At 64.0% G+C, this 16,520-nt stretch carries 18 protein-coding genes; 10 read left to right on the top strand and 8 right to left on the bottom strand.

Annotated elements, in window-relative coordinates; translation table 11 throughout:
- The first annotated feature begins 11 nt into the window (after nucleotides 1-11).
- Both rodA and BMX67_RS00770 read left to right on the top strand, forming a co-directional pair.
- Nucleotides 12-1,151 (top strand): rod shape-determining protein RodA, encoded by a 1,140-nt coding sequence (gene rodA, locus BMX67_RS00775; RefSeq protein ID WP_090731722.1) that lies wholly within the window; start codon nucleotides 12-14, stop codon nucleotides 1,149-1,151.
- A gap of 4 nt (nucleotides 1,152-1,155) precedes the next feature.
- Nucleotides 1,156-2,064, top strand: a complete 909-nt coding sequence (locus tag BMX67_RS00770; RefSeq protein ID WP_090731720.1) for a 2-hydroxyacid dehydrogenase — start codon at nucleotides 1,156-1,158, stop codon at nucleotides 2,062-2,064.
- Here BMX67_RS00770 and BMX67_RS00765 read toward each other — a convergent pair.
- The 4 genes from BMX67_RS00765 to folK are packed head-to-tail and all read right to left on the bottom strand — an operon-like array spanning nucleotide 2,061 to nucleotide 5,862.
- Entirely contained in the window at nucleotides 2,061-2,699 is a 639-nt protein-coding gene (locus BMX67_RS00765) for a DUF2062 domain-containing protein (protein ID WP_090731718.1), read from the bottom strand. The two genes, BMX67_RS00770 and BMX67_RS00765, sit on opposite strands and share 4 nt — an antisense overlap.
- 40 nt (nucleotides 2,700-2,739) lie before the next feature.
- The gene (locus BMX67_RS00760; protein ID WP_090731715.1) at nucleotides 2,740-4,851 is read right to left on the bottom strand and encodes a RelA/SpoT family protein; all 2,112 of its coding nucleotides are present in this window, start codon (nucleotides 4,849-4,851) and stop codon (nucleotides 2,740-2,742) included.
- A 25-nt stretch (nucleotides 4,852-4,876) separates the two neighbouring features.
- The gene (gene rpoZ, locus BMX67_RS00755; RefSeq protein ID WP_090731714.1) at nucleotides 4,877-5,233 is read right to left on the bottom strand and encodes a DNA-directed RNA polymerase subunit omega; all 357 of its coding nucleotides are present in this window, start codon (nucleotides 5,231-5,233) and stop codon (nucleotides 4,877-4,879) included.
- 47 nt (nucleotides 5,234-5,280) lie between these two features.
- Nucleotides 5,281-5,862 (bottom strand): 2-amino-4-hydroxy-6-hydroxymethyldihydropteridine diphosphokinase, encoded by a 582-nt coding sequence (gene folK, locus BMX67_RS00750; protein ID WP_245739092.1) that lies wholly within the window; start codon nucleotides 5,860-5,862, stop codon nucleotides 5,281-5,283.
- A gap of 134 nt (nucleotides 5,863-5,996) precedes the next feature.
- On the opposite strand from folK, the gene BMX67_RS00745 reads away from it, so the two are divergent.
- On the top strand, nucleotides 5,997-6,548 hold the full coding sequence (locus BMX67_RS00745; protein WP_090731711.1) for a LabA-like NYN domain-containing protein: 552 nt from the start codon (nucleotides 5,997-5,999) through the stop codon (nucleotides 6,546-6,548).
- Complete coding sequence (locus tag BMX67_RS00740; protein WP_090731710.1) at nucleotides 6,548-7,780, top strand: MFS transporter; 1,233 nt, start codon at nucleotides 6,548-6,550, stop codon at nucleotides 7,778-7,780. The genes BMX67_RS00745 and BMX67_RS00740 overlap by 1 nt, the downstream gene beginning before the upstream one ends.
- A gap of 69 nt (nucleotides 7,781-7,849) precedes the next feature.
- On the opposite strand, the gene BMX67_RS00735 is transcribed toward BMX67_RS00740, so the two are convergent.
- Both BMX67_RS00735 and secG read right to left on the bottom strand, forming a co-directional pair.
- Nucleotides 7,850-9,493, bottom strand: coding sequence for a CTP synthase (locus BMX67_RS00735; RefSeq protein WP_090731708.1), 1,644 nt, complete (start codon nucleotides 9,491-9,493; stop codon nucleotides 7,850-7,852).
- A 152-nt stretch (nucleotides 9,494-9,645) separates the two neighbouring features.
- Nucleotides 9,646-10,119, bottom strand: a complete 474-nt coding sequence (gene secG, locus BMX67_RS00730; RefSeq protein WP_090731706.1) for a preprotein translocase subunit SecG — start codon at nucleotides 10,117-10,119, stop codon at nucleotides 9,646-9,648.
- Nucleotides 10,120-10,190: 71 nt separating this feature from the next.
- On the opposite strand from secG, the gene BMX67_RS00725 reads away from it, so the two are divergent.
- The 5 genes from BMX67_RS00725 to BMX67_RS00705 all read left to right on the top strand — a co-directional run bounded on the left by BMX67_RS00725 (nucleotide 10,191) and on the right by BMX67_RS00705 (nucleotide 14,467).
- Complete coding sequence (locus tag BMX67_RS00725) at nucleotides 10,191-11,624, top strand: cobyric acid synthase (RefSeq protein ID WP_090731705.1); 1,434 nt, start codon at nucleotides 10,191-10,193, stop codon at nucleotides 11,622-11,624.
- 111 nt (nucleotides 11,625-11,735) lie between these two features.
- Nucleotides 11,736-12,692 carry a 4-hydroxy-3-methylbut-2-enyl diphosphate reductase gene (gene ispH / locus BMX67_RS00720; RefSeq protein WP_090731704.1) on the top strand — a complete coding sequence of 319 codons (957 nt, stop codon included), beginning with the start codon at nucleotides 11,736-11,738 and terminating at the stop codon, nucleotides 12,690-12,692.
- A gap of 86 nt (nucleotides 12,693-12,778) precedes the next feature.
- Entirely contained in the window at nucleotides 12,779-13,390 is a 612-nt protein-coding gene (locus tag BMX67_RS00715; RefSeq protein ID WP_245739027.1) for a glutathione S-transferase family protein, read from the top strand.
- A complete protein-coding gene (gene rnhA / locus BMX67_RS00710; protein WP_090731701.1) occupies nucleotides 13,383-13,832 on the top strand; it encodes a ribonuclease HI in 450 nt (149 codons plus the stop codon). Before BMX67_RS00715 ends, rnhA begins: the two co-directional genes overlap by 8 nt.
- Nucleotides 13,829-14,467, top strand: coding sequence for a trimeric intracellular cation channel family protein (locus tag BMX67_RS00705; protein ID WP_090731700.1), 639 nt, complete (start codon nucleotides 13,829-13,831; stop codon nucleotides 14,465-14,467). The genes rnhA and BMX67_RS00705 overlap by 4 nt, the downstream gene beginning before the upstream one ends.
- On the opposite strand, the gene BMX67_RS00700 is transcribed toward BMX67_RS00705, so the two are convergent.
- A complete protein-coding gene (locus BMX67_RS00700; protein ID WP_090731698.1) occupies nucleotides 14,464-14,865 on the bottom strand; it encodes a group III truncated hemoglobin in 402 nt (133 codons plus the stop codon). The genes BMX67_RS00705 and BMX67_RS00700 overlap by 4 nt on opposite strands.
- Nucleotides 14,866-14,981: 116 nt before the next feature.
- Here BMX67_RS00700 and queF point away from each other — a divergent pair, with 116 nt between their 5' ends.
- Nucleotides 14,982-15,443: a preQ(1) synthase gene (gene queF / locus BMX67_RS00695; RefSeq protein WP_090731696.1), complete on the top strand. Its 462-nt coding sequence runs from the start codon at nucleotides 14,982-14,984 to the stop codon at nucleotides 15,441-15,443.
- Here queF and BMX67_RS00690 read toward each other — a convergent pair.
- Nucleotides 15,440-16,270 carry a DUF6635 family protein gene (locus tag BMX67_RS00690; RefSeq protein ID WP_090731694.1) on the bottom strand — a complete coding sequence of 277 codons (831 nt, stop codon included), beginning with the start codon at nucleotides 16,268-16,270 and terminating at the stop codon, nucleotides 15,440-15,442. The two genes, queF and BMX67_RS00690, sit on opposite strands and share 4 nt — an antisense overlap.
- Nucleotides 16,271-16,520: the final 250 nt, after the last annotated feature.

The following is a 16,520-nucleotide window of genomic DNA, read 5'->3' as shown; positions in this document are numbered from 1 at the left end:
AAGGGGCGGCAATGTCCTATCTGGATTATCAGGTCGCACAGGTTCCCGTCGGCTGGCGCAAGTTCCTGTATCTGAACTGGCCGCTGGTCATCCTGCTGGCGGCGGTATCGTCGGTCGGTTTCCTGATGCTGTATTCCGTGGCCGGGGGAGATGCGGATACATGGGCCAAGCCGCAGATGTACCGTTTTGCGGTGGGCATGGTGGCGATGATCGCGCTGGCCTTTGTGCCGATCTGGTTCTGGCGCGGCATTTCGGTCTTTGCCTATGTCGGTTGCCTGCTTCTGCTGGTCGCGGTCGAGATGTTCGGCCATGTCGGCATGGGGGCGCAGCGCTGGATCGATCTGGGCCCGATCAAGCTGCAACCGTCCGAGCTGATGAAGATCGCCTTGGTGCTGCTGTTGGCGGCCTATTACGACTGGCTGGGCACGCGGCGGGTGTCGCGGCCCTTATGGGTGCTGGTGCCGGTCCTGCTGATCCTGCTGCCGACCTTTCTGGTGCTGACCCAGCCCGATCTGGGCACCGCGATCCTGCTGGTCGCGGGCGGCGGGATCGTGATGTTCGCGGCGGGTGTGTCGCTGTGGTATTTCGGCGCGGTGATCATGCTGGTGGTGGCGCTGGTCGGGACGGTCATGGAAAGCCGGGGCACCGATTGGCAGCTGTTGAAGGACTATCAGTTCCGCCGCATCGACACCTTTCTTGATCCCTCATCGGACCCGCTTGGCGCGGGCTACAACATCACCCAGGCGCAGATCGCGCTGGGATCGGGGGGCTGGTCCGGGCGCGGCTATATGCAGGGCACGCAATCGCGGCTGAACTTCCTGCCCGAAAAGCAGACCGACTTCATCTTCACCGTTCTGGCCGAAGAGTTCGGCTTTGTCGGGGCCTTTTCCTTGCTGATGCTGTATCTGCTGATCCTGGGGTTCTGCCTGTATTCGGCGCTGACCAATCGCGACCGCTTTGCCAGTCTGATGACCATCGGCATCGCCGGGGCGTTCTTCCTGTATTTCTCGGTCAATATGGGCATGGTCATGGGGCTGATGCCGGTTGTCGGTGTGCCCTTGCCGCTGGTCAGTTACGGCGGCACCGCCATGATGATCCTGCTGATGGCCTTTGGCATGATCCAGTCCGCCCATGTCCACCGCCCGAGGTAACGCCATGCTGGTTCTGTTCGCCGCCCCCGACAGCATGTGGGACGAATGGGCCCCGCCCCTGCGGGATGCCTGCCCCGAAATGGATCTGCGCCGCACGGCCGATCCCGCGCAGGTCGATGCGATCATCTATGCCCCCGGCGGCGAGATCGAGGATCTGACCCCCTATCGCAACGCAAGGCTGGTCCAAAGCCTGTGGGCCGGGGTCGAACGTATCGTGACCAACCCGACCCTGACCCAGCCCCTTGCCCGGATGGTCGATCCCGGTCTGGCGCAGGGCATGGCCGAATTCTGCACCGGATGGGCGATGCGCGCGCATCTGGGCATGGACCGCTATCGTCAGGACGGCCTGTGGCGGGGCGGACAGATCCCGCCCTTGGCGCAGGATCGCAGGATCACCATTCTGGGCATGGGAGAGTTGGGGCGCGCCGTGGCGGCGATGCTGGGGCCGATCGGGTTTCAGGTCGCGGGTTTCAGCGCCTCGGGTCGGCCGGTGCCGGGTGTCCGGGTATTCGGTGGCGATGATCTGGCGCAGGCATTGTCGCAGGCCCAGATCCTGATCAACCTGCTGCCCGACACAGCCCGTACCCGCAACATTCTGGATGCCGAACGTCTGGCACTGCTGCCGCAGGGCGCCTTCCTGATCAATCCGGGGCGCGGCACGGCCATCGACGATCAGGCGCTGATCGCGGCGCTGGACAGGGGGCATCTGGGCCATGCCGTGCTGGATGTGTTCCGGGCCGAGCCTTTGCCCCCTGATCATCCATTCTGGGCGCATCCCGGCATCACCGTCACCCCACATATCGCCGCAGACACGCGCGCCCGGACGGCGGCGACGGTTGTGGCCGACAACCTGCGCCGGGTCATGGCCGGGCAGTCGGCGCGGTTTCTGGTCGATCGCCGGCAAGGCTATTAGGCGTCGGGATCCTGCGGACGGCTGGCGCGGCGGACCCGTGCGATCCGGTCGGCCATCTTCTTAGACCGTCGCCGGTGATAGGCGCGGATGACCGGCACCGTCAGATAATGAGACAGGGCGCTGACGAACAGCCCGATGATCGTGCCACCCACGACATAGGGCCAGTAGATCTGCCAGAAGAAATCGGCCAAATGCCCCCAATGCGCGGTTTCGGGGCCGAAGATCGACTTGATATTGTGCCATGTCTCGGCGCTGGCGCGGCCGAATTCGCCAAAGATGAAATGCGGCGGCAGTTCGCCCCCCAGTCCCAGAAGCCGCCGGCCCAGGCTGACGCTGGCCAGCGCGATAAAGGGAAAGGTGATCGGGTTGCCGACAAAGGTCGCCAGCAGCGCGGCAAGGATATTGCCGCCGATGACCCAGGCGCAGGCTGCGGCCGACAGGAAATGCAGCCCGAAGATCGGCGTGAAGGACACAAAGACCCCCGCCGCGACGCCGCGACCGATGCGATGGGGCTGGTCGGGCAGGCGGCGCAGGCGGTGCAGGACATAGGTGCCCGCGCGCCGCCATCCGCCGCGCGGATAGATCATGTCGCTGGCCATCTGGCCATAGCTGCGGGGCTTGCGCCGCTTGAACACCGTATCACCCGATCATTTCAGCCCCGTCAGGGGCAGCGGACTAAGGCTTCAGGTCCGGGTTCCGGATCCGCGACACCTGCGCCACGTCGCTTTCCGCCTCCAATGCGGTCAGGACAGCGTGCAGGTGTTCGTGGTCGCGCAGCTCTACTTCCATCTCGATCCGGTAGAAGTCGGGCTTCCGATCCTTGAAGTCGAGGTCCGAGATATTCGCCCCTTGCTGCCCGATCAAGGTGCAAATCCGCCCCAGCACACCCGCATCGTGACGGATCGTCAGGTCCAGCGTCGTCGAATAGGCGGCGGGGTGACGTCCGTCGCGCCATTGCAGATCGACCCAGCGGTTCGGGCTGTCTTCGTATTCGGCCAGAACCGGGCAGTCGATGGCATGGATGACCAATCCCTTGCCGCGATAGGTGATGCCGACAATGCGTTCGCCCGGCAGCGGGCTGCAACAGCCGGCGCGGGTAAAGGCTGCATCGGCCTCCAGCCCGGCGATGGGGCGACCTTCCAGTTCTTCCTGCTGATCGGCCAGTTCGGGATAAAGGACATCCAGAACCTCTTTGGCCGAGTGTTCGGCGCTGCCGATCCGCGCCAGCAATTCCTCGGCGCCATCCACGCCCATATGCTTGGCCGCCGTGCGCAGCGCCTTGTCGGTGGCCTTGCGACCGACATGTTCGAAACTGACCCGGACCAGTTCGCGGCCCAGCCGGATAAAGCGGTCGCGATCTTCCTCGCGCAGGCTGCGGCGGATGGCGGCCTTGGCGCGACCGGTCACGACGATGTCCAGCCATGTCGCCTGCGGGCGCTGCCCCGAGGCGGCGATGATATCGACCTGCTGGCCGTTCTTCAGCCGCGTCCACAGCGGCACACGGATGCCGTCGATCTTGGCGCCGACACAGGAATTTCCCAGCCGGGTATGGATCGCATAGGCGAAATCGATCGGGGTCGCGCCCTTGGGCAGCTGCATCACATCGCCCTTGGGCGTGAAGCAGAAGACCTGATCCTGATACATCTCAAGCTTTACATGCTCGAGGAATTCGTTGTGATCCTCGCCCTCGAAGCGATCGGTCAGCGTGTCGATCCACGCGGCAGGATCGACGGCAAAGGGGTTCTTGGTGCGCACGCCGTCGCGATAGGCCCAATGTGCGGCCACCCCGGCCTCGGCGACCTCGTGCATCTGTCGGGTGCGGATCTGCACCTCGACCCGCTTGCCGTCGCGGCCCGAAACCGTGGTATGGATCGAGCGGTAGCCGTTGGATTTCGGCTGGCTGATATAATCCTTGAACCGCCCCGGCACCGCGCGCCAGCGGTGATGGATCACCCCAAGCGCCCGATAGCAATCGGCCTCGCTGCGGGTGATGATGCGAAAGCCGTAGATGTCGGACAACCGCGAAAAGGCCAGCTGCTTTTCCTGCATCTTGCGCCAGACCGAAAACGGCTTCTTGGCGCGCCCGAACACGTCGGCGTCGATGCCTTCGCGATCCAGTTCGTTGCGGATATCGGCCGTGATCTGGCCGATGATGTCGCCCGATTCCTTCTGCAGGCTGACAAAGCGCCGGATGATCGAGTTGCGGGCCTCGGGATTGATGACCTTGAAGGCCAGATCCTCCAGCTCTTCGCGCATCCACTGCATCCCCATGCGCCCGGCCAGCGGGGCATAGATGTCCATCGTCTCGCGGGCCTTCTTGACCTGCTTTTCAGGACGCATGGACCGGATCGTGCGCATGTTGTGCAGGCGGTCGGCCAGCTTGACCAGAATGACGCGCATATCGCGCGACATCGCCATGAACAGCTTGCGGAAATTCTCGGCCTGTTTGGACTGCGTGCTGGACAGTTCCAAGTTGGTCAGCTTGGTGACGCCATCGACCAGATCCGCGATTTCCGGGCTGAAGATCTGCGCGATCTCGGATTTGGTGGAACGGGTGTCCTCGACCGTGTCATGCAGCAGCGCCGTGACGATGGTCGAATCGTCCAGCCGCATTTCCGTCAGGATGGCGGCAACGGCGATCGGATGGGTGAAATAGGGTTCGCCGGAATGGCGGAACTGACCTTCATGCATCCGCATGCCATATTCGTAGGCATCACGGATCAGGTCCGAATTGCTGCGCGGGTTATAGTTGCGAACCAGCGCGATGAGGTCTTCGACATCAATCATATCCGCCGAAGACCCCGTATTCCTGTCAGCCGCGCTGGTTTGCTTCCAGCATCATGCGCAGCATCCGCTCTTCCGATTCCTCGTCGGCGGGCTTGGGCTTGTCGACTTCCGCACCCAGAAGCAGCGCCATCGCGTCTTCTTCGGGTTCGTCGACTTCGATCTGGGTCTGGGTCGATTCGATCATCCGCTCGCGCAGATCATCGACGGGCTGGGTTTCATCGGCGATTTCACGCAGGGCAACGACGGGGTTCTTGTCGTTGTCGCGGTCCACGGTGGGCGCGCTGCCTGATGTGATTTCGCGTGCGCGATGCGAGGCCAGCATCACCAGATCAAAGCGGTTGGGAACTTTGTCGACGCAATCTTCAACCGTTACGCGGGCCATGACTTCACCTGTGCTTTTGCGAATCGGATATCCGGGGCGAAGACGGACTAGTGCTGATAATCCGGCCGATTGTCAAGATCAAACCCAGGGTCACGGCGCATGCCCGCCACCTGATCGGCCGGAAGATCGGCCAGCATCCGGCTGACACTGTGGCCGGTAACCGGATGACGCCAGTCGGGCGCGATCTGCGCCAGCGGTGCCAGGACAAAGCCGCGATCCTGCATCCGGGGGTGGGGCAGGATCAGCCGATCGGGGATGCGTTGCTGCTGGTCGTCGAAAGGCAGGTCGATCCAGTCTTGCAAAGTGGCGCGGTCCGGGTGGATCTGGTCGTCGACGGCAATCAGGTCCAGGTCCAGCACGCGGGCCGACCAGCGTCCGGTCGTGCGGTCGCGCCCGGCCTGCGCCTCGATGCGGTGCAGCAGCTGCAACAGATCGGATGCGGCCAGATCGGTGGTCAGGGTCAGGGCCGCATTGGCGAAATCCGGACCCGCGCCGGCGGGGACCGCGGGGGTTTCCCAAAGATCGCTGATCCTGCATATTGAAATATCCAGTTCAGCATGCAGAATGCCCACCGACGCGCGAAGGGTCTCTTTTGCGCTACCCGACGCGGATGGCAGGTTCGCACCCAAGGCAATGATACAGAAAGACAAGTTACCTCTTTTGACCTGCTGAACTAAATCTTGGAACAGCAAGTATTCCAATTTGTTGTTGGGACCTTGGGTCAGTCATGTCACAATAGAAAGTCTTACCAAAGGCAATAGGAATGTTTTACAAGGACGACCGATTGGCCATCTTCATCGATGGTGCCAATCTCTATGCTGCAGCCAAGGCGCTTGGCTTTGACATAGATTACAAGCTTCTGCGACAGGAGTTTGATCGTCGCGGCAAATTGCTGCGGGCTTATTACTATACTGCCTTGGTCGAGGGCGAAGACTATTCCCCGATCCGTCCATTGGTCGATTGGCTGCATTACAACGGCTTCTGCGTCGTCACGAAATCGGCCAAGGAATATACCGATGCGATGGGACGTCGGAAGGTCAAGGGCAATATGGATATCGAGCTGACCGTCGACGCGATGGAGCTTGCGCCGCGCCTTGATCATGCCGTCCTGTTTTCCGGCGATGGCGATTTCCGCCCGCTGGTCGAGTCGCTGCAACGCAAGGGCGTGCGTGTTTCGGTTGTGTCCACGATTCGGTCGCAACCTCCGATGATCGCGGATGAGCTGCGCCGTCAGGCCGACAATTTCATTGAACTGGACGCGCTGCGCGACATCATCGGTCGCCCCCCGCGCGAGCCTGCCCCCGCCGAAGAGTGATGTCCCACATCCCCGCGCCAGCACAGGTCGCCAAGGGGCGATGGTCGGCCCTGACCCTGATCTGTCTTGGGGTGGTCGGGGCGATGACTTGCTGGTTCTCGGCCACGGCGATCCTGCCGGACCTGATCCGCGACTGGTCGCTGACGGCGGGGCAGGCGGGCTGGCTGACGAATGCGGTGCAGATCGGGTTCGTCCTGGGCGCGCTGGCCGCGTCGCTGGTCAACCTGCCGGATATCGTCCGGCTGACGCGATTGATCGCGGTTTCGGCGCTGTTGGCGGCAGGCGCGAATGCGGTTCTGCTGCTGGAACCGGGCTTTGCGGGCGCGGTCGCCGCGCGGTTCGCCACGGGCGTTGCGCTGGCCGGGCTGTATCCGCCGGCGATGAAGCTGATGGCAACCTGGTTCGTACGCGGACGCGGGCTTGCGATGGGGTTTCTGATCGCGGGGCTGACGCTGGGATCGTCGATGCCGCATCTGTTCCGCGCCCTTGGGGACGGGGTGGATTGGCGGATCGTGGTGATCTGTTCCACCCTTGCCACGCTAAGCTCTGCCGTGATCTTTGGTGTGCTGGTCCGCGAGGGGCCGCATGGCTTTGGCCGCGCCACCTTCGATCCGCGTCAGGCGATCGAGGTCCTGCGCAGCCGCCCCGTCTTTTTGGCAAATCTGGGCTATTTCGGCCATATGTGGGAACTGTATGCGATGTGGGCATGGTTTCTGGCCTTTGCCGGGGCCGCCGCGCAGGCGGGCTCCACACCCTTCGGATCGCCATCCATGTTCGCCTTTGTGGTCGTCGCCTCGGGGGTGGTCGGCTGCGTGCTGGGCGGTGCATTGTCCGACCGTATCGGCCGTTGCCTGACCACGGCGGGGATGATGGTCATCTCGGGCTGCTGCGCGGCGCTGATCGGCTTTGCCTTTGACGGGCCGGCGTGGTTGCTGGTCGTGATCGCCGTCATCTGGGGGATCAGCATCATCGGCGACAGCGCCCAGTTTTCGGCCGCCGTCACCGAATTGGCGAAACCCAGCCTTGTCGGCACCGCGCTGACCTTGCAGGTCAGCATCGGTTTTGCGCTGACCGTGTTCGTGATCTGGTTGATGCCGCATGTGGCGGCGGTCCTGGGCGGCTGGCAATGGGCGTTTCTGGTGCTGCTGCCGGGGCCGGTCGTCGGGGCCTGGGCAATGATGCGACTTCGGGCGATGGACGAGGCGCGGAACCTGTCGGGCGGGCGCCGCTAGCACCGCAAAATGAACGGGCTGCGGCGCATGTCACGCCGCGGCCCGTTCGTTTCTGTCAGGCGGGGTCGATCAGACCAGCCGGCCTTCCTGCATCGCCGCGCGCACGAAGCCTGCGAACAGCGGCGCCGGATCGAAGGGTTTCGATTTCAGCTCTGGATGCGACTGAACGCCGATGAACCACGGGTGGTCTGCATATTCGATCACCTCGGGCAGCTTGCCATCCGGGGACATCCCCGAAAATGTCAGCCCGGCCTTTTCCAGCGCCTCGCGATACTTGGCATCGACCTCATAGCGGTGGCGGTGGCGGTCTTCCATTTCGGTCGCGCCGCCATAGATCTCGCTGATCTTCGAGCCTTCGGCCAGCATCGCGGTATAGGCGCCCAGACGCATCGTGCCGCCCTTGTCGTCACCGACCTTGCGCTGCACCGTGTAATTGCCCTGCACCCATTCCTTCAGGTGATAGACAACCGGGGTAAAGCGGGTCTTGCCGGCCTCGTGGTCGAATTCCTCGGACCCGGCGTCGGGCATGTCCGCCAGATTGCGCGCAGCCTCGATCACCGCCATCTGCATGCCCAGGCAGATGCCCAGATAGGGCACGTTCTTTTCGCGGGCATATTTCGCGGCGGCAATCATGCCTTCGGTGCCGCGTTCGCCAAAGCCGCCGGGCACGATGATCCCGTGATAGCCGTCCAGACGATGCGCGCCTTCGCCTTCCAGCTGTTCGCTGTCAACCCAGTCGGCCTTCACGCGAACGCGGTTCGCCATGCCGCCATGGGTCAGCGCCTCGGCGATGGATTTGTAGGCATCTTCCAGCTGGGTGTATTTGCCGACGATGGCGATCCTCACTTCGCCCTCGGCATGGTCCAGCCGGTCCATGACATCTTCCCATTTCGACAGGTCGGGGCGTGGCGCGGGGCTGATCTGGAATGCATCCAGAACCGCACGGTCCAGCCCGGCCCGGTGATAGGCCAGCGGCGCTTCGTAGATGGTCTTCAGGTCATAGGCGGGGATGACGGCATCGGGCCGGACATTGCAGAACAGCGCGATCTTGGCGCGTTCCTTTTCCGGAATGGGCTGTTCTGACCGGCAGACCAGCACGTCGGGCGCAAGGCCGATCGACTGCAGTTCCTTGACGCTGTGCTGCGTCGGCTTGGTCTTCAATTCGCCGCTGGCCGCCAGATAGGGCAGCAACGTCAGATGCATCAGGATGCACTGGCCGCGCGGGCGTTCGTGGGTGAACTGACGGATCGCCTCGAAGAAGGGCAGGCCCTCGATATCGCCGACGGTGCCGCCGATCTCGCACAGCATGAAATCGACCTCATCCTCGCCCACGGCAAGGAAGTCCTTGATTTCGTTGGTGACGTGCGGGATGACCTGAATGGTCTTGCCCAGATATTCGCCGCGACGTTCCTTTTCCAGCACGTTGGAATAGATCCGCCCCGAAGACACGCTGTCGGTGCGGCGCGCGGCCACGCCGGTAAAGCGTTCGTAATGGCCCAGGTCCAGGTCGGTTTCCGCGCCGTCATCGGTGACGAAGACCTCGCCATGCTCGAACGGGCTCATGGTGCCGGGATCGACGTTCAGATAGGGGTCAAGCTTTCGCAGACGGACGGTAAAGCCCCGCGCTTGCAACAGCGCCCCCAGCGCCGCCGAGGCCAGCCCCTTGCCAAGGGACGATACCACGCCGCCGGTGATGAAGATGTAACGCGCCATGAAGACCCCGTGATGTGCAAAAATTCAAAGAACGCGGGCCGTAGAACGACCAGCATCACGGGACTTAAGATATAGATGATTCGCCCCGTGGCCGCAACGGACCGCAAGTTGATGTGGGGCGATTTTTCATCGCCCCAAGCTATGGTGTGGCCTTAGTTGGCGGGTGCGCTGTCCTCTGCCGGCGCGGCGGGCGGGGTGACCGCCTCGGCCGGGGCTTCGGTGCTTTCAGGCGCAGCAGGCTGGGCCGCCGCCGGGGCCGATGCTTCCGGCGCGGGCGGGGTCAACGGATCACCACCCGTCGAGGGGGGCGGCGTGTATTCGAATGCAGGCAGGCCGCTTGCGGGTGCCTCTTGCGACTGTTCGGGCACGCCCAGCTGATCCATGATCGAGCTGCCGGTGCTTTGTTGCGCCGCAATGATCGTCAGCGCGATCGAGGTGCAGAACAGCGCGATCCCGAAGATCCAGGTCAGGCGGGTCATGGCATTCGCGGCCTGACGGCCGGTCATCACGCCGCCGCCGCCTCCGCCGCCCATTCCAAGACCGCCGCCTTCCGAACGTTGCAGCAGAACGACCCCGGTCAACAGGACCGCCAGGATCAGATGGATGGTCAGCACGACGTTTTCCACGGAATTCGGCCTTTCATTTGCGGACGCGCCTATCTAGTCACCCGTGAAGGTGATGGCAAGCAGAGTGTCCAATGCCCGCGTTCATGATCCAGGGGACCGGCTCGAATGTCGGCAAATCGATGCTGGTGGCCGGACTGTGCCGCGCCGCGCGACGTCGCGGCATCAAGGTGGCGCCGTTCAAGCCGCAGAACATGTCGAACAACGCCGCCGTCACCGAGGATGGTGGGGAAATCGGTAGGGCGCAGGCCTTGCAGGCCCGTGCCTGCGGGCTGGCCCCCATCACCGACATGAACCCGGTGCTGCTGAAGCCCGAAACCGATACCGGCGCACAGGTCATCCTGCAGGGCCGCGCCATCGCCCGCGCCGAGGCCCGCGACTATGCCGCATTGAAGCCACGTTTGCTGCAAGGGGTGCTGGACAGCTTTCACCGGCTGCAGAACAGTCACGATCTGGTCATTGTCGAGGGCGCGGGCAGCCCGGCCGAAATCAACCTGCGCCCCCGCGACATCGCCAATATGGGTTTCGCGCGCGCGGCGGGTGTCCCGGTCGTGCTGGCAGGCGATATCGACCGCGGCGGCGTGATCGCCCAGATCGTCGGCACGCAGGCGGTGCTGGATCCCGCGGACGCCGCGATGGTGAAGGGGTTTCTGATCAACAAGTTCCGCGGCGATCCCCGGCTGTTCGATGACGGTTACCATCAGATCGAATCCCGCACCGGCTGGCGCGGGTTCGGCGTGCTGCCCTGGTTCCCTGACGCCCATCGCCTTCCGGCCGAGGATGCCGTCGATCTGCGTGCGACGACCGGGCAGGGATTGCATGTGGTCTGCCTGACCCTGTCGCGCATCGCAAATTTCGACGATCTCGATCCGATGGCGGTCGAGCCCGGCGTGCGGCTGACCATGCTGGGGCCGGGGCGTCCCATCCCGGGCGATGCCGATCTCGTGGTGATTCCGGGGACCAAATCGACCATCGGTGACCTTGGCTTCCTGCGCGATCAGGGATGGGACGTGGATCTGATCGCCCATGTCCGGCGCGGCGGCCATGTCCTGGGCATCTGCGGCGGTTATCAGATGCTGGGCAAGACGATCCACGATCCGCAGGGTGCAGACGGGCAGGCGGGTGCCGTCAGCGGGCTGGGCCTTCTGGATATCGAAACCACCATGTCGCCGGACAAGCGCCTGACCCGCATCGCCGGCACCGCGCTTGGGCAACCTGTCGCGGGATATGAAATCCACATGGGGCGCAGTCAGGGCCCGGATTGTGCGCGCCCCTTTGCCTGCATCCCGGACCCCGACGGCGCGATCAGTCCGGATGGGCGAATCATCGGCACATATCTGCACGGCCTGTTTTCCGATGACAGGTTTCGCGCCACCTATCTGTCCCGGCTTGGCGCTGCGTCGCAACCCGGCTACGAGGCCGGCGTCGATCAGGTGCTGAACGATCTGGCCGATCACCTTCAGGCGCATCTTGATCTCGACGGGCTCTTCAAGCTGGCGCATCGCTGATCTATCTTCTGTGCGTAAATATCCCGGGGGAGTCGCCGGGACGGCGACGGGGGCTGGCCCCCTTTCCCTCCAACGCTGGACGCGCGGCGTCGCGCAGGCTAGGGCAGGATCATGGAACACGCAAAACCGCCTCTGACCCTTTATCTGGCCGCACCGCGCGGCTTTTGTGCCGGCGTCGACCGGGCGATCAAGATCGTCGAGATGGCGCTGCAGAAATGGGGCGCGCCGGTCTATGTCCGGCACGAGATCGTCCACAACAAGTTCGTCGTCGATTCGCTGCGCGACAAGGGCGCGATCTTCGTCGAGGAGCTGGATGAATGCCCCGATGACCGCCCGGTGATCTTTTCCGCGCATGGCGTCCCCAAGGCCGTCCCCGCCGAGGCACGTCGGCGTGAAATGGTGTTCGTCGACGCGACCTGTCCGCTTGTCAGCAAGGTCCATGTCGAGGCTGAACGTCACCACGCGAACGGATTGCAGATGGTCATGATCGGCCATGAGGGCCACCCCGAGGTGCTGGGCACGATGGGTCAGCTGCCCGAAGGCGAGGTGATCCTGGTCGAAACCGCCGCCGATGTCGCAACGATTGCACCACGCGATCCCGAACGGCTGGCCTTCATCACGCAAACCACCCTGTCGGTGGATGACACCGCGGCGATCGTCGCGGCGCTGCAGGCGCGGTTTCCGGCGATCATCGGCCCGGCAAAGGAAGATATCTGCTATGCCACCACCAACCGGCAGGCGGCGGTAAAGGCGGTTGCGCCGAAGATTGATGCGCTTCTGGTGATCGGCGCGCCGAATTCCAGCAACTCGAAACGTCTGGTCGAGGTCGGCCGGGCCGAAGGCTGCGCCTATTCGCAGCTTGTGATGCGGGCCGATCAGATCGACTGGCGCGCGATCGACGGATCGCGCGCGGTCGGCGTGACCGCCGGGGCCAGCGCGCCCGAGATTCTGGTGGACGAGGTCATTGCCGCGTTTCGCGATCGCTATGATGTGATGGTCGAGATCGTCGAAACCGCGCAGGAAAATGTCGAGTTCAAGGTTCCGCGCGTTCTGCGCGAGCCAGCCTGATCAGGGTCACATCCAGAAAAGAAGGGGGCGCTGCCCCCGTCGCCGTTCCGGCGACTCCCCCGGGATATTTGAGCCAAGGCAAAGAGATGACGATGCGGCTTTATTCGATGCCTTCTTCGGGCAACAGCTACAAGGTTCGGCTGCTTTTGGCGCTGACGGGGCGCGATTGCGAACTTGTCGATGTCGAGGATGCCTCGGACGCCCTGATCGCTGCCAAGGCGGATGGCGCACTGCCATTCGGCAAGGCGCCGGTTCTGCATCTGGATGACGGGCGGATGCTGCCCGAATCGAATGCGATTCTGACCTGGTTGGGCGATGGCACGGCCTTTGTGCCGGATGATGCCTTCGCGCGGGCGCAGATGCTGTCCTGGATGTTCTGGGAGCAGAATCAGCATGAGGGCGTGATCGCGGTTCGGGCGGCGCTGCGCAGCTATCCGTCGCGCGCGCATCTGGCGACGCCCGAACGCATGGCCGATCTGCTGAAGCGCGGGCATGCGTTGCTGGCCGTCATGGAAGAGCGGCTGGCCGCGCGGGATTGGCTGGTCGGGGATGGAGCCAGTCTCGCCGATATTTGTCTTTATGCCTATACCCATACGGCGGGCAGCCGTGGCGGGTTCGACATGGCGGGGTTTCCGGCTGTCTGTGCCTGGATCGAGAGGGTTGCGGCATTGCCGGGATATGTGGGGTTGGATGGCTGAACTGTTTGCATGGACCGACGGCGCCTGCAGTGGCAATCCTGGACCGGGTGGCTGGGGTGTTCTGCTGCGTGCGATGGATGGCGAGGCAATCGTCAAGCAGCGCGAATTGCAGGGTGGCGAGGCGGACACCACCAATAACCGGATGGAGTTGATGGCGGCGATCAGCGCGCTTGAGACCCTGACCCGCGCCAGCGACATCACCATCACCACCGACAGCGCCTATGTGAAGAACGGCGTCACGCAATGGATCCATGGCTGGAAGCGGAACGGCTGGAAGACCGCGGGGAAGAAGCCGGTGAAGAATGTCGAGCTGTGGCAGCGGCTGGATGAGGCGCAAAAGCGCCATAATGTCCGGTGGGAATGGATCAAGGGCCATGCGGGTCATCCCGAGAACGAACGCGCGGATGAACTTGCCCGCGCGGGCATGGCGCCCTTCAAATGACGCCGGAATCGCTTGTCTCGGCGCTGGATTACGGATCGGTTCTGATCTTTGCGCTGACGGGGGCGTTGGTGGCCAGCAGGCAGCAGCTGGATCCTGTTGGCTTTGTCTTCATGGCGGCATTGACGGCTGTGGGCGGCGGGACGCTGCGCGATCTGATTCTGGGCCGTGAAACGGTGTTCTGGGTGGCGCAGCCCGCCTATGTTCTGATCGCGGCGGCGGCGGCAATGACCGTGTTCTGGACCGCGCATCTGTTCGAAAGTCGCTATCGCGTGCTGATCTGGCTGGACAGTCTGGCGTTGGCCGTGGCCGTGGCGGCCGGGGCAGGTGTCGCGATCGAGGGCGGTTTCGGACCGGTGATCGTCGTCATCATGGGCGTCGTCACCGGCACGTTCGGCGGCCTGATGCGCGATGTCGTCGGCAATGAGGTGCCTTTGGTACTGAAACAGGGCGAACTGTATCTGACCGCCGCCTTTGGTGGGGCAACGGGGGCCGTGATCGGGTTGTGGACGGGGCTGGGGCAGGGGCAGGCGCTGATCCTTGGGGCGGCGCTGGTCTGGGTGTTGCGCGCAGGCAGCCTGATCTGGGGCTGGCGGCTGCCGATCTATCGTCCGCGCCCGCCGCGAAACCGGGGTTAGCGCAGGATCGGCGGGCCGGGTTCATGGATGCGCTGCACATCCTCGACCCCCATGCGCAGCCCGCGCCCGATGCGATGGGCAAGCGCGGACCAGGCCGTCGCCGTCGGTTGCGGCAGGCAGCGGCGCAGGCTTTCATCAAACAGCGCCAGCCAGGCCGTGAAATGCGCGGGCATCACGTTTCCTGCCTGCATATGGGCGCGCATCGGGCTGCCATCGAAGCCGGGCTGATACAGGATCGCGCCTTTCCAGAAGCTGGCGATGCGCGCCTCGTGCGTGGGCCAGTCGCTGACATGCGCGGCAAAGACCGGTCCCAGATCTTCGTGGCGACGCACGGCGGCATAGAACACGGCGACGACGCGGTCGATCTGTTCGGGCGTGATGTCGAATCGGGCCAGCATGGCCGCAAGATCGGCCTAAGCTTCGCCTGACGCAAGAGGACGGCGTGACGCGGGGCGCGGGGCCTGCTATGCGGACGTTCCGGTCGTGGTCCACCCGGTCAAAACAGGAGCCTCGCATGAGCCATTACACCGACGCGCTGACCCAGTTGGGCGCGAAAACCGATCTGCCAGACAGCCCCGAATCCGCCGTGTTGGAGCGGGTGCCGAACCCGCAGCAGGGCGAAACCTATCTGGTCCGTTTCACGCAGCCCGAGTTCACCAGCCTGTGCCCGATCACCGGTCAGCCCGATTTCGCGCATCTGGTCATCGATTACGTGCCGGGGGATTGGCTGGTCGAATCGAAATCCCTGAAGCTGTTTCTGGGCAGTTTCCGCAATCACGGTGCCTTCCACGAGGATTGCACCGTCGGGATCGGCAAACGTCTGGTGGGCGAAATCGCGCCTGTCTGGCTGCGGATCGGCGGCTATTGGTATCCGCGCGGCGGGATGCCGATCGACGTGTTCTGGCAGACGGGTGCGGCACCCGGGAACCTGTGGTTGCCCGATCAAGCCGTGCCGGGATATCGCGGCCGGGGCTAACCCCTGAGGCTGCGCCAGATGCTGAGCGCGGCATCCGACAGGTCACCGGCGCGCGCCAGCAGATGCTCGCGCTCCAACCCGCCTTCGGGGCTGCTGTGATCCAGTCTCTCCAGAAGGCGGGCGATGCGCCTGCGATGGGTGCCGGTGATGACCTGAACCGGGTCCGCGATCAGGCCCGCGAAGGTGGTGATCAGCGATCCGATGATGGCCAGGACCACGCCTGTCGCCACGATCTGCCAGGGCGGGATCTGCACCGGGAATGCGCCATACCACAGCCGTCCAAGGCCGCTGCCGAAGGTGAAGTCGCGCACGGCCTCGGCATGGGCGCGCATCTCGGCGACGGGTCCGGCAAGAGAGACCACCCCCGGGGTGGCGCGGTGAAAGATCAACAGGCCAAGCGTCAGCACGATCAGCGATGTCGTGATCTCGGCCACGGCGTTGCGGGTTTCGACATGGCGGGACAATTCGCGCTCGATCACCTGCGGGCCGGCATCCGGTCCGGTGCCGTCGCGCTGCATGTCCGCGATCAGCTGCGCCAGATCGCGCTTGATCTGCCGCGCGACATCCGAGACCAGAAAGACCTGCCGGCGTCCCAGCCATTGCCCGGCACGGTCAGCGCCCAGCAGGGTTAGCAACGTCGCTGTCAGGCGCAGCAGCAGAAAAACCGGGGCCATGGCGACATTGAACGGCGCGCGCAACAGATCCCATCCCAGCGCCGCGCGGTGCAGTCGCAATGTCCCGCGGATGCCGTAGCGGCGGCGCACAAAGCGCGTGATCTGGCCGCGGCGGATGTCGATCTTGGGGCGGTGCGGGCGGGCGTCGGTCATGGCCTGTCGCGATTCTGTCGGGGGTCTGCCCGCAGACTAGCCGCTAAGGGCTGTTTCTGCCATGACGCATTCGGGCCTGCGGGCAGGCGCTTGCAGCCCGACCCTGGCCTTTCTATAGAAGCAGGCATGAGATTTCGGGCGTTCGGCATACGAATTAGCGGCCCGGTAGCGTGAGGTTTCGCGCTGCCGGGATCTTTCATGTCTGACAGATTGCCTTCCGAACGTCCGATGAAGGCCCGAAAGAGGAACG

The organism is Paracoccus homiensis (assembly GCF_900111675.1).
GTDB classification, from domain to species: Bacteria; Pseudomonadota; Alphaproteobacteria; order Rhodobacterales; family Rhodobacteraceae; genus Paracoccus; species Paracoccus homiensis.
This window is presented reverse-complemented; position numbering and strand designations above follow the sequence as displayed.

Bases quoted from the DNA above. Each gene is read 5' to 3' on its own strand.
- rpoZ (WP_090731714.1), bottom strand. From the start codon at position 5,233: ATGGCCCGCGTAACGGTTGAAGATTGCGTCGACAAAGTTCCCAACCGC.
- rnhA (WP_090731701.1), top strand. From the start codon at position 13,383: ATGGCTGAACTGTTTGCATGGACCGACGGCGCCTGCAGTGGCAATCCT.
- BMX67_RS00760 (WP_090731715.1), bottom strand. From the start codon at position 4,851: ATGATTGATGTCGAAGACCTCATCGCGCTGGTTCGCAACTATAACCCG.
- BMX67_RS00740 (WP_090731710.1), top strand. From the start codon at position 6,548: ATGTCCCACATCCCCGCGCCAGCACAGGTCGCCAAGGGGCGATGGTCG.
- BMX67_RS00705 (WP_090731700.1), top strand. From the start codon at position 13,829: ATGACGCCGGAATCGCTTGTCTCGGCGCTGGATTACGGATCGGTTCTG.
- BMX67_RS00735 (WP_090731708.1), bottom strand. From the start codon at position 9,493: ATGGCGCGTTACATCTTCATCACCGGCGGCGTGGTATCGTCCCTTGGC.
- BMX67_RS00690 (WP_090731694.1), bottom strand. From the start codon at position 16,270: ATGACCGACGCCCGCCCGCACCGCCCCAAGATCGACATCCGCCGCGGC.
- BMX67_RS00725 (WP_090731705.1), top strand. From the start codon at position 10,191: ATGCCCGCGTTCATGATCCAGGGGACCGGCTCGAATGTCGGCAAATCG.
- rodA (WP_090731722.1), top strand. From the start codon at position 12: ATGTCCTATCTGGATTATCAGGTCGCACAGGTTCCCGTCGGCTGGCGC.
- ispH (WP_090731704.1), top strand. From the start codon at position 11,736: ATGGAACACGCAAAACCGCCTCTGACCCTTTATCTGGCCGCACCGCGC.
- BMX67_RS00770 (WP_090731720.1), top strand. From the start codon at position 1,156: ATGCTGGTTCTGTTCGCCGCCCCCGACAGCATGTGGGACGAATGGGCC.
- BMX67_RS00745 (WP_090731711.1), top strand. From the start codon at position 5,997: ATGTTTTACAAGGACGACCGATTGGCCATCTTCATCGATGGTGCCAAT.
- BMX67_RS00715 (WP_245739027.1), top strand. From the start codon at position 12,779: ATGACGATGCGGCTTTATTCGATGCCTTCTTCGGGCAACAGCTACAAG.
- BMX67_RS00700 (WP_090731698.1), bottom strand. From the start codon at position 14,865: ATGCTGGCCCGATTCGACATCACGCCCGAACAGATCGACCGCGTCGTC.
- queF (WP_090731696.1), top strand. From the start codon at position 14,982: ATGAGCCATTACACCGACGCGCTGACCCAGTTGGGCGCGAAAACCGAT.